At 30.7% G+C, this 9,674-nt stretch carries 12 protein-coding genes; 9 read left to right on the forward strand and 3 right to left on the reverse strand.

Features of this window, described 5'->3' with window-relative positions:
• Positions 1 to 268: 268 nt before the first annotated feature.
• The 9 genes from ACR0QS_RS07585 to ACR0QS_RS07625 all read left to right on the forward strand — a co-directional run bounded on the left by ACR0QS_RS07585 (position 269) and on the right by ACR0QS_RS07625 (position 7,020).
• Positions 269 to 2,353: a hypothetical protein gene (locus tag ACR0QS_RS07585; RefSeq protein WP_432632835.1), complete on the forward strand. Its 2,085-nt coding sequence runs from the start codon at positions 269 to 271 to the stop codon at positions 2,351 to 2,353.
• Positions 2,354 to 2,450: 97 nt separating this feature from the next.
• Positions 2,451 to 2,801, forward strand: coding sequence for a hypothetical protein (locus ACR0QS_RS07590; protein ID WP_432632836.1), 351 nt, complete (start codon positions 2,451 to 2,453; stop codon positions 2,799 to 2,801).
• A gap of 34 nt (positions 2,802 to 2,835) precedes the next feature.
• Positions 2,836 to 3,099 (forward strand): hypothetical protein, encoded by a 264-nt coding sequence (locus ACR0QS_RS07595; RefSeq protein ID WP_432632837.1) that lies wholly within the window; start codon positions 2,836 to 2,838, stop codon positions 3,097 to 3,099.
• Positions 3,100 to 3,126: 27 nt separating this feature from the next.
• Positions 3,127 to 3,561: a hypothetical protein gene (locus ACR0QS_RS07600; RefSeq protein ID WP_432632838.1), complete on the forward strand. Its 435-nt coding sequence runs from the start codon at positions 3,127 to 3,129 to the stop codon at positions 3,559 to 3,561.
• Between the two features lie 61 nt (positions 3,562 to 3,622).
• Positions 3,623 to 4,066 carry a hypothetical protein gene (locus ACR0QS_RS07605; protein ID WP_432632839.1) on the forward strand — a complete coding sequence of 148 codons (444 nt, stop codon included), beginning with the start codon at positions 3,623 to 3,625 and terminating at the stop codon, positions 4,064 to 4,066.
• 56 nt (positions 4,067 to 4,122) lie between these two features.
• Positions 4,123 to 4,356, forward strand: a complete 234-nt coding sequence (locus tag ACR0QS_RS07610; RefSeq protein ID WP_432632840.1) for a hypothetical protein — start codon at positions 4,123 to 4,125, stop codon at positions 4,354 to 4,356.
• A gap of 19 nt (positions 4,357 to 4,375) precedes the next feature.
• Complete coding sequence (locus tag ACR0QS_RS07615) at positions 4,376 to 4,627, forward strand: hypothetical protein (protein WP_432632841.1); 252 nt, start codon at positions 4,376 to 4,378, stop codon at positions 4,625 to 4,627.
• Positions 4,628 to 4,641: 14 nt separating this feature from the next.
• Positions 4,642 to 5,859 carry a PD-(D/E)XK nuclease family protein gene (locus tag ACR0QS_RS07620; RefSeq protein WP_432632843.1) on the forward strand — a complete coding sequence of 406 codons (1,218 nt, stop codon included), beginning with the start codon at positions 4,642 to 4,644 and terminating at the stop codon, positions 5,857 to 5,859.
• 78 nt (positions 5,860 to 5,937) lie between these two features.
• The gene (locus tag ACR0QS_RS07625) at positions 5,938 to 7,020 is read left to right on the forward strand and encodes a hypothetical protein (protein ID WP_432632844.1); all 1,083 of its coding nucleotides are present in this window, start codon (positions 5,938 to 5,940) and stop codon (positions 7,018 to 7,020) included.
• 151 nt (positions 7,021 to 7,171) lie between these two features.
• On the opposite strand, the gene nifS is transcribed toward ACR0QS_RS07625, so the two are convergent.
• From nifS to ACR0QS_RS07640, 3 genes are read right to left on the reverse strand one after another with little or no spacing between them, the layout of a single operon-like run.
• Positions 7,172 to 8,338 (reverse strand): cysteine desulfurase NifS, encoded by a 1,167-nt coding sequence (gene nifS, locus ACR0QS_RS07630; protein WP_432632845.1) that lies wholly within the window; start codon positions 8,336 to 8,338, stop codon positions 7,172 to 7,174.
• A gap of 39 nt (positions 8,339 to 8,377) precedes the next feature.
• A complete protein-coding gene (nifU, locus tag ACR0QS_RS07635; RefSeq protein WP_432632846.1) occupies positions 8,378 to 9,211 on the reverse strand; it encodes a Fe-S cluster assembly protein NifU in 834 nt (277 codons plus the stop codon).
• A gap of 57 nt (positions 9,212 to 9,268) precedes the next feature.
• Positions 9,269 to 9,448, reverse strand: a complete 180-nt coding sequence (locus ACR0QS_RS07640; RefSeq protein WP_432632847.1) for a (2Fe-2S)-binding protein — start codon at positions 9,446 to 9,448, stop codon at positions 9,269 to 9,271.
• Between the last annotated feature and the right edge of the window lie 226 nt (positions 9,449 to 9,674).

Below are 9,674 nucleotides of genomic sequence, written 5' to 3' on the forward strand. Positions count from 1 at the left end.
AAGTTTATGTTTACTTACTAATTATAAAATATTATTCTATTTATTCATTAAAAACTTATTCAAATTATTTTTTGCTTATAATTTCGACTGCGGAAAATCGAAAAGTAATTTTATTTATATTAAAAAAGTTAATCTTAAAAGTATTTTCAAATCGTTTGGAAAGTATTTTAACTGTTTATATCATAAATCTTTATCTGCCAAAAGCATTTATTCATTTAAATGTTTTTATAAATTATTTTCAATTTTAATTAAAAGAGAGGATTTTATCATGAAAAAATTACTCACAATTTCAAACTTTATTTTATTTATGTTTTTAATCGTAAGTTGCGGAGGCGATTCTATAACTGGCGGAAACGGCGGAGGATTACCGCCCGATAATAGAGAGCCTGCGCAAACGGATACGGAAACCTCTAAAAATTATTTGAGAGAACATTTCTCTCAATATTCAAGAGGGGAAGTTATAGAAGAGGGAAATACTACTTATACTTTCGATGGAAACGGAGATATGACTATAAGTCATGAAGGAAGCGGCATAGTAACAACTTATAAATTCTGGGGAATGTCGCCTAACGATAATAAAATCGCTTATTACTATAATGTTTATAATATGGGAACTGAAAATTTTCAAGCCTCTTTTATGCCCGTATCGTATCAAGATGAATATCAATGTATAAAAGGAGTTGAAGGCGATTTAGACGATAAAATGAAAACGACAATATTTAACGAAGACCCAAATAAAAAAGAAACGGACTATACTAAAATAAACTCTCCGCAAACTTCTACAACGGAAGCTAACAAATGGAAAGAGAGCGTAAAAAATAGAGAAATAGCGGGAGACAGCGGAAAATATAAATTTGACGCCAACGGAAACCTTACTATTACATATACATATCAAGGCGTAAGCGGGAGTGAAAATTATATTTTCTGGGGAGCTATAAATGACGGCGTTTTGCATGGGCTTTACTATCAAAACGATGGATATGACGGAAAAAATTATTATCGTCCAACTTCTTATACTTTAATAACATCCGATGAAATAAATCAATCATATTTTGAAGGTATGGGATTATTAATGCATCCTTCAAAACCCGAACCCGACAATAGTAAAATAAATCCTCCTCAAACTTCAACTGAAGAAGCTAACAAATGGAAAGATAAAGTAAAAACTAAATCAATAACGGGAAATTATAGAAGCGATGGTTCGGCTAATTATATATTTGACAATAGCGGAAATCTTAACATTAAGTATCAAGAGGATGAATATAATTCAACTACTGGAGAGTTTACAGGTAATAAAATTAGTAAAACTGAAAATTATACTTTTTGGGGCGGCGCTGAAGAAAGCGGCTCTTTATACGGGCTTTATTATAAAGATTATGGAAACGGACAATATTATGATAGCATGTATCTTACTTTATATAATAACGATAAAGAAATAAGCCAATCATCATATTCTGAAAATATTGGATTAATTATGCATCCTTCAAAACTTGGACCCGATAATAGCAAAATAAATCCAACTCAAACTTCAACTGCAGAAGCTAATAAATGGAGAAATAGCATAAAAAATAGAGAAATTGCGGGCGAAAACGAAAAATATAAATTTGACGCCAACGGAAACCTTACTATTACATTTACATATCAAGACGGAAGCGGGGGAGAACGGAGTGAAAATTATATTTTCTGGGGAGCTAAAGAAATAAATCAATATGGGAAAACGGATTTATGCGGACTTTATTATCAAGAGGACGGAAGCGGCAGTTATTATTATAGTTCTGCATTTACTTTAATATCTTCTGGTGGCATTAAATATGGAAATCTTTACGACAAACAGCTTGAAGATATTATGCTTGGTAAAAAGACGGGTTATGATTACGAAAAACCAAAAACTTCAACGACTACAGCGGCTAATAACGAATGGTTGAATAAAGTAAAAAGTAAAAGCATTAAAGAAAAATATATAACCACTTATACTTTTCAACCTAACGGAAATGTATTGTCAAGCGGCGGACAATATGGCGAAGCGACTACATATAATTTCTGGGGAGCTATAGATAAGACAACCGCGATATATTATGAGAAGATTAATATAAGAAATATTTTTTATAATTATACTATTCCGAATAGCGAAGTTTGGTATTATTACGGCATTAAATTAGACACTATTAATAATAAATTTAAAGTATATGGAGTTCCTAATTATGATAGTTTATTAGATAGTTGGATTCAAAATAATTTTGATAGGAACGGAGACCCTAAACCAAATATAGACTGGAGCAAAATGCCTGTTCAGAGAAAAGATGATATAGATTGGAATAATCATTTTATCGAGGGAAATTTGATAAAGGAATAAAATTTTAGAATAAAAAACTAGTATCGGTGAGCGATACTAGTTATAGTTTATAATTAATTAAAGATTAAATTTTAGCCGAAAGGCGAAGGAGTAAAAAATGGAACAAAATAATGTTCAAGAACAAATTATTAAAGGTAACGATAGGTCGGAAAAAAGCTGGGTGGCATGCCTATTGTTATGCATCTTTTTAGGGGAGATATACGGTCATAAATTCTATGTCGGCAGAGTAAGAGAGGCTTTAACTATGTGGGCAATTCTTGTCGTCTCTATTATTTTAGCTTTCATTGGCATGGGAACAGCCGTATTTTCTTCAGCTTGGGTTGGATTTTTAATTTCGGGTTTGGGAATTGTAGGAATGAGCGCATATTGTATCGTAGTCATTGTAGATTTCTTTGTCATACTCGTAGGAAAATTCAAAGACGCCGAAGGCAAATATGTAACTAAATAAAATAAAAAATATATTAAACAAAGGAGAAAATAAAATGAAATTTGATTTGGAAACATTGAAAACTTGGATTAAAGAAAATAAGAAAATCGATGTAATATTTTTCGCTCTTTTAATTTTGCTAATATTACAGGGAATATATTTATTCTTTAATTCTAATCCCGAGACGATTATGTCGAAGTTGTGGGAAGGAAATACTCTTGTTTTTACCATACTTAAAACTTTTATATTAAACGGTTTTTTGTTGGCAGGAATATTTATTGTAAGAGTATATTTATTCGTGATAAAAAAAGATAAATAATTAAATTTTTATACAAAGGAGAAAAAAATGAGATTAACAATCAAAATATTATTAACTTTAACGGCTATCTTTATGATAGGAATTTATGCTTGCGATGGAGGAGAACTTTCTTCAAAATTGGATGGAAGAGTTTACACGAACTATACTGACAGTGGCGTATTAATGTCGCTTACTTTTTCTTCCAATAAATTAAAGATGTATGGCGATGGGCTGGCAGCTTTGGCTGGTTTATTGGTAGATTATACATTGTTAAAAAATGTAGATAAAAATAAATCAATCTATAGTGTTTCGGGATTTGGTTTAACTTCTATAATAGGAATTGAATTAAAAGGAGATAAATTACATTGGTATGAAGAAGCGCAAGGAGAAACATGGAAGTCCGCGGATGATGTAAAATTTACGCCCAAATATATGAATACTAATTATTTTAAGTTTTCGCATAATATAAAGGGAAATAAATAAAGGAGTAAAAAATGTATAAAAGTTTTTACAAAAATTCAAAATCTAATAAAGGAGATATATCATGAAAAGATTTATACAGAGAATTAAGATTTTTTGGATTATGTATTTAACATTTTTTATTATATATTATGTAGTTCCTATAATACTTCAAAATTATATGGCAAATAATGAAATGTTTTTGTTTTATAAAAGAAGTATTATGATTATTTTAGCTTTGGCGTTTATATCTCTATCTATATTATCCATAGCATTAGGCGAAGAAAGCAAATTCTTTAGAATATTATTAGTTGTTAATGATATTTGCAAATATATATGTATAGGTTTAATGGTTCTACTTTTTATAATTATTACAATAGCTTCTAATAGTGATAAAAATAGCGGAGGAAACCAAAGACGAAGATTTAGATGCACAAAATGTGGAGAAGTTAGAAATGGAATAACAGGGCTTTACATGAAAACATCTGGTTGTCCAAGAGGCGGAGCGCATAATTTTATAAAAGAATAAATATAATTGATATTAAATTTAAATTTTAATAAATAATTTTTTAAGGAGACTTAATTATGGCTAGTAATTATTACAAATGCACAAAATGTGGGAACACTACCTTAAGCAGCGTTCGTCCTTTAAATGGGACATGTTCTAAAGGAGGAGGACATACTTGGTGGAAAAGACCAGCTAATGCAAAATCTGTTCGATGGAGATGCGTAAAGTGTGGTAATTCTACTTATTCTATAGACCATCCTCTGAAAGCCACTTGTTCTAAAGGCGGCGGGCATAGTTGGAGAAAAAATTAAAAAATAAGGAGAAATTAAAATGGCAAATTTTTATTGTGAATACTGCGGAAGCAAATATTCGAGCGTTGCTTCATTAACCGCTAGTAGCTGCGCAAGACATCCAGATGGAAGTTATAAGGGCAAACATAAACTTTATGAAGGAAGCGAAAAGTCTCAATATACTTGTAAATATTGCGGACAAAATTATTCAAACCTTGCTTCATTAACCGCTAGCAGCTGTGCGAGACATCCAAGCGGAAATTATAAAGGCAAGCATGCGCCAGCGTTATAATTTAAGGAGGATAAATGGATTATAATTACTTACAAGAACTATTAGAAAAGAATGGGGGTTCTTTCTTTGTTAATAAATCAAAAGAGATTATAGAAAGCGCCTTTAAGATTACTTCAAAATTTATTGACGGCGATACGCTTCAAAGATATAGAGAATATATTAAAAAGAATAATTTTGAAGAGAATTATTCTTTCAATATTTTTGAGTTAATATCTGATAGCTATTATAAAGAAAATTTTCATTCCGACATAATAGCGAAATTATTTGAGAATGAAATTATATTAAAGAATTTTCTAAAGTTTATCGGAGTTGACAAAAGCAAATATAAAAGCTATGAAGTAAGCAGAGAAGAAAATAAAATTGATATTCTAATCAAAACGGAAACTAATTGCATTATAATCGAAAATAAACTTAATTGGGCAAGAGATATGCCCGAGCAGTTATTTAGATATTATAACGAATGCAAAAATAGTAAAAAATTGGAAGTAGATAAAATAGTATATTTATCGCCAAATTCTTATAAAAAACCCGCAGACGACAGCGTTAAAGAAATTCCAAAAGAATTGATAAAAACTATAGTCGGTTATGACGGAGAGAATGAAGATTTTTATACTATGGTTTTGGAAAAGAGTTTAAAAGAAATGAATGATAACGAGCCTAAAGAATGGCTTTTATTATTAGAACATTATTTAAAAATTTTAAGACAAACAGGAGAAACTAAAATGGATAAATTAACAAAAGAATTTTACGACAAAATTGTAAATGACGGCAAAGAATACGAGAAAATCGAATTAATAGCGACTATGTATAACGATTTGATAAAAACTCGTATCAATAATTTAGCCGAAAAATTTGGTGGAGAAAATTGGGATAATCAATGTTTTTACAGAGATTTTTATAGTGAAAAAAGAGGCATAAATTACGCTATAGATATTTATATTTATAACGATAAAAGCTTATTATTTTTATTTTCGAGAGAAGAGGGAACGGCTACGGATGATAATCCTAAATCTACAAAGAAATGGGAACAAGATAATAAAGATATTGAAGCTTGGCTTAAAAAACATAAATTAATTGAAGAATTTAGATTGCCTGAAGAAGGAGATAACACTTGGTGGAGATTTATGAAAGAATTTAAATTCCCAGAAGAAGAAAAAGCGTTATACGAATTCGCCGATAAATTGATAAAATGCTTGGAAAAAGATATTGAATCGATTTATAGCGGAAAATGATTAAAAAATAATTATAAATTGGATTTGTTTTATGATTTTCATGTTGTAAAGCAAATCCATTTATTAAGAGGATAATTTATGAAGGTAACATTGGCTATTATATTATTTTCTTTTATATTTCCTATATCTGCACTTTTTTTTATAAGAACATTGTATTTTTTAGGTAGTGTTTCTCTTATTTATTTTATAAGTTTTTGCTTTTCTATTTTTATTACTTATTTAATTTTCAAATTATGGAATAAACATAAATATGAAAAATTAGAAGAAGAGCGTATAATTCAAGCGGAAAAAGAAAAAGAAGAAAGAAATCGTAGATACAAAGAACTGGAAGAGGAGCGTCAAAAAATTGCAAAAGAAAAAGAGGAAGAAAGAATACGCAAAGCCAAAGAAGAGGAAGAAGAGAGAATACGACAAGAGGAAGAAAAAAAGCGCGTTTCTAAAGAAATTGAAGATATTATAAAAAATAAAAGATTTTTACAAACTTCTTTAGATAATGCTTTAGGAGGAGAAGAGAATTGTTATATAAATATAAATAATACGGGATGGTATGAGCCAAGAAAAGAAGGCGGGCGAGATATTTATAAAGAAATTTACAGAGGCAATTTATATATAACAAATGAGAAAATAATTTTAACGACAAATAGCGAAACAAAAAATATATCTTTAGGCGAAATTGTAGAAACTATAGAAGGAAAAAATGTAATAGAAATAAGAAAAATAAAAGGTAAAAATGTTTTGTTTGGGGCAATGACTAAAACAAATATTTATAGCATATTAATTTTTATTAAAGAAATTAAAAAAATTAAAGAATTGGGATATATTTATAAAGAGTTTTATAGCAATAAAAGAGGCTTAAATTATCGTATAGAAATTTATGCGGAAAATGAAATCTGTAAACTTCAAATTTATTCCGAACAGGAGGATACGGCTAACGATGAAAATCCGCCTGAATGCACGGAAAAATGGGAACAAGATAATAAAGATATAAAGGCATGGCTTGAAAAACATAATTTATTTGAAGGGTTTGATTTTGAAGATGAATATTATAGATGGACTATAAAATTTAAATTCCCTTATGAATATACAAATTTATACGATTTAAAAGAAAAATTAATAAAATTATTGAAAGAAGATATCGAATCGATTTATAGCGGAAATTAATTTTATACTTTTATTGTTTATTAAAAAATTCGTTTGAAAACTCTGAGAATTTAATTTTATATTTAATAACTTCAAACAAATTCAATATAAAAAGCTACCGAGTCAATTAAACAGGGTAGCTTTTATTATTTTTTATCTACTTTAATTTAAATCAATTTCTATAAGGCGAAATATCCCTCAGCCTTGCGACTATTTTCTCCAAAGCGTCCGCAGTATAAATTATCTCGTCCATAGTATTGTCAAGCGATAACGAAAACCTTGTAGAACTATGAGCGTATTCGAACGGAACTCCCATAGCCTGCAAAACGGGGGAAGGCTCTAAAGTGCCAGAAGAACATGCGCTTCCGCTCGATGTGCATATTCCGTAGCCGTCAAGCAGTAATAAAACCGACTCTCCTTCGATATTTTTGAAACTTATATTTGTCGTATTGCTTACTCTGTTCGCGTTTTTCCCGTTGATTTTTATATCGCCTATTCTTTTTGAAACTTCTTCTTCGAGTTTATCTCTCAATTTTGAAGTATGTTCGTTAAATTTTGGAAGTTCCGATTTCACCATAGAACATGCTTTGCCGAGTCCGACAATATAAGGGACATTTTCCGTTCCAGCTCTTCGTCCTCTCTCCTGATGTCCGCCCGTTTGAACTACTCTTAATTTAGTTCCGTTTTTTATATATAACGCGCCTATTCCTTTCGGGGCATGTATTTTATGTCCCGCTATCGTAAGCATGTCTATATAAGGTTCGTTTTTCATGTTGAGAGGAATTTTACCAGCGGCTTGAACGGCGTCCACATGCAAAACCGCTCCCGCGCTTTTTACTATCTCTCCTATTTCTTTAATAGGAAAAATTACGCCCGTCTCGTTATTTGCATACATTATCGAAACTATGGCGGTATTTTCGTTTACGCTTCTTTTCAATTCTTCCAAATCTATATTTCCGTCACTATCGACATTCAAAAGAGTTATTCTATATCCTAATCTCTCCAAAGATTTGCAAGTTTCAATAACCGCGGGATGTTCGACTTTCGTGGTTATGATATGGTTTTTAGTCGGATACGCTTCAATCGTTCCTCTTATAGCCATATTGTCGCCTTCGCTTCCGCAAGAGACAAAACAAACTTCAATCGGCTGACATCCCAAAAAATCGGCTACTTCTCCTCTCGCGTTTTCCATCTCTTTATGAACGATTCCCGCCGAACTATACATGCTCGAAGGATTAAAATATTTTTCTTTGAAATACGGAAGCATTGCCTCCAAAACTTCTTCATACACTCTCGTTGTGGCGTTATTATCCATATAAATTAATTTTTTATTTTCCATTTTTCTGCTCCAATCGAAATTAAAAATTTAAACCGAAAATCAAACTTCCACAACTTCCAAATCTTTATTTACTATCTCTTTAATTTTAGGTTCGACAAAACCTTTTAAAGTATTTTTGGAAGCGAAACATGAAGAACAAGCGCCCTTAAAAGAAATTATAACTTTATTTCCGTCAACATCGACAAGTTTACAACTTCCGCCGTCCATTTTAAGCATTGGATTAATAACCGTTTCCAAAGCCTCTTCGATTTTTTTTACTTTTTGAACTGTCGTTAAAGGAGCGTTTGCCGCAAGTCTTTCTCTTTCGGCAAGCTCTTCGTTTAAAATATCTTCCAATTTTACTTTACAAGCGCCGCATCCTCCTCCAGCTTTCGTATAAAAAGTTATCTCTTCAACGGTATTCAAATTATTTTCTCTTATCGCTCTTTTTATTTTTGTGTCGGTTACTCCGAAACATTTGCAAACTATAGCGCCTTCGTCATGCTCATCGTCTTCGGTTGTTATTCCTCGATAGTTATTTATCGCTTTCTCCAAAGTTTCCATTCCCATTACCGAACAATGCATTTTTTCTTCGGGTAATCCTCCCAATTCTTCGGCTATATCTCTATTCGTAATATTTTTAGCTTCGTCAAGAGTTTTGCCTTTTATCATTTCGGTAAGAATGCTGCTGCTCGCTATCGCCGATGCGCAACCGAAAGTTTGAAATTTTGCATCAGTTATTTTTTCCGTAGCCTTATCTATTTTTAAAGTAAGTTTCAAAGCGTCTCCGCAAACTATACTTCCAGTCATAGCTTCGGCATCTGGATTTTCTATTTCCCCGACATTTCTTGGATTGATAAAATGGTCCTTAACTTTATCGGTGTATTCCCACATAATTTACCTCCATAAAATTTAGTAAAAATATTTTAAAGTTATTACCGAAACAAATAATTATTTATTTATTTCGTCCAAAAGATGTTGTATGTTTCCTTGACAACCTCCGCAGCCCGTTCCAGCTTTAGTCGCCTCGCCAACTTCTTCAACGGTTTTTAATTTTTTAGAGATTATTGCCTCTCTAACTTCGCTTTCCGTTAATCCCATACAGAAACATAATTTTTTATCGTCTGCCATCGTTTTATTCTCCTATTGTTTTAAATTTTTTTTAATATAAATTAAATTTATAAAATAGAAAAATACGATTTCGTAATATAACTATTTTATAACCTTCAACTGTTAGAAAATTATAACATTTTTAAGAATAAATATCAAGTGTTATAATTTATAAAATAGTAATTATTCTTATTTACAATTTTTTTAATTATAAATTAGTTATTAAAATTTTCAATCGAAACTATCA

It is taken from the genome of Brachyspira sp., assembly GCF_050873525.1.
GTDB lineage: Bacteria > Spirochaetota > Brachyspiria > Brachyspirales > Brachyspiraceae > Brachyspira.

What these genes read in the sequence shown, in the direction of transcription:
- nifS (WP_432632845.1), bottom strand. Translation starts at nt 8,338, where the DNA reads ATGGAAAATAAAAAATTAATTTATATGGATAATAACGCCACAACGAGA.
- ACR0QS_RS07610 (WP_432632840.1), top strand. Translation starts at nt 4,123, where the DNA reads ATGGCTAGTAATTATTACAAATGCACAAAATGTGGGAACACTACCTTA.
- ACR0QS_RS07605 (WP_432632839.1), top strand. Translation starts at nt 3,623, where the DNA reads ATGAAAAGATTTATACAGAGAATTAAGATTTTTTGGATTATGTATTTA.
- ACR0QS_RS07585 (WP_432632835.1), top strand. Translation starts at nt 269, where the DNA reads ATGAAAAAATTACTCACAATTTCAAACTTTATTTTATTTATGTTTTTA.
- ACR0QS_RS07600 (WP_432632838.1), top strand. Translation starts at nt 3,127, where the DNA reads ATGAGATTAACAATCAAAATATTATTAACTTTAACGGCTATCTTTATG.
- ACR0QS_RS07625 (WP_432632844.1), top strand. Translation starts at nt 5,938, where the DNA reads ATGAAGGTAACATTGGCTATTATATTATTTTCTTTTATATTTCCTATA.
- nifU (WP_432632846.1), bottom strand. Translation starts at nt 9,211, where the DNA reads ATGTGGGAATACACCGATAAAGTTAAGGACCATTTTATCAATCCAAGA.
- ACR0QS_RS07640 (WP_432632847.1), bottom strand. Translation starts at nt 9,448, where the DNA reads ATGGCAGACGATAAAAAATTATGTTTCTGTATGGGATTAACGGAAAGC.
- ACR0QS_RS07590 (WP_432632836.1), top strand. Translation starts at nt 2,451, where the DNA reads ATGGAACAAAATAATGTTCAAGAACAAATTATTAAAGGTAACGATAGG.
- ACR0QS_RS07595 (WP_432632837.1), top strand. Translation starts at nt 2,836, where the DNA reads ATGAAATTTGATTTGGAAACATTGAAAACTTGGATTAAAGAAAATAAG.
- ACR0QS_RS07620 (WP_432632843.1), top strand. Translation starts at nt 4,642, where the DNA reads ATGGATTATAATTACTTACAAGAACTATTAGAAAAGAATGGGGGTTCT.
- ACR0QS_RS07615 (WP_432632841.1), top strand. Translation starts at nt 4,376, where the DNA reads ATGGCAAATTTTTATTGTGAATACTGCGGAAGCAAATATTCGAGCGTT.